This is a genomic window from Elstera litoralis, assembly GCF_000963705.1.
Lineage (GTDB): Bacteria > Pseudomonadota > Alphaproteobacteria > Elsterales > Elsteraceae > Elstera > Elstera litoralis.
Map to the genome: position 1 here is coordinate 1 of NZ_LAJY01000188.1, position 776 is coordinate 776.

Consider the following 776-nt stretch of genomic DNA (forward strand, 5'->3'; position numbering starts at 1 on the left):
GTTTACCGGCGGGGATAGTAAAGCTCACGCCGTGCAGAATCGGGCGGCGGGAATCATAGCCGAAATCGACGGCATCGAAGGTTACTTCGCCGCCATTCACGGCTAGCGGCGGTGCGCCTTCGGTATCGGCGACCTCGCGCTCGACGCGCAGCAGGCTAAACATCTGCTCCATATCGGTCAGCGACTGGCGAATCTGACGGTAGACGAAGCCCAAGAAGTTGAGCGGCATGTAAAGCTGAATGAGGAACGTGTTCACCAGCACCAAATCGCCCACGGTCATGCTGCCATCGGCGACGCCCTGCGCCGTCATGCTCATTACGGCGATCAGCCCGATGGCGATAATCGTGCCCTGGCCGACGTTCAGTGCCGACAGGCTGACCTGGCTGCGCACGGCGGCCTTCTCATAGGCTTGCAGCGCGTGATCGAAGCGGCTGGCCTCGTGCAGCTCGTTGCCGAAATATTTGACCGTTTCATAGTTCAACAGACTATCGACGGCCTTGGTGGTGGCTTCCGAGTCGCGGTCGTTCATCTCGCGCCGGTATTTCGTCCGCCATTCGGTCAGAACAATCGTGAAGACGATATAGCCGATGATGGTGACGAAGGTGATGGCGGCATATTCGATGGAATAGAGGTTCCAGAGAATGCCGCAGACCAAGGCGATTTCCAGTAGCGTTGGCAGCACATTGAACAGCATGAACTGCAAGAGGAACTCGATCCCCTTGGTGCCGCGTTCGATAGCGCGCGACAAGCCACCGGTCTGCCGGTCGAGGTGAAAG

The 776-nt window shown here is 58.5% G+C and carries 1 protein-coding gene; it reads right to left on the minus strand.

All coding sequences use genetic code 11. The annotated features are described in order from the left end of the window. Positions 1 to 776, minus strand: a 776-nt coding sequence (locus VZ95_RS08270) for an ABC transporter transmembrane domain-containing protein (RefSeq protein ID WP_045775430.1), incomplete at both ends; no start/stop codon positions are given.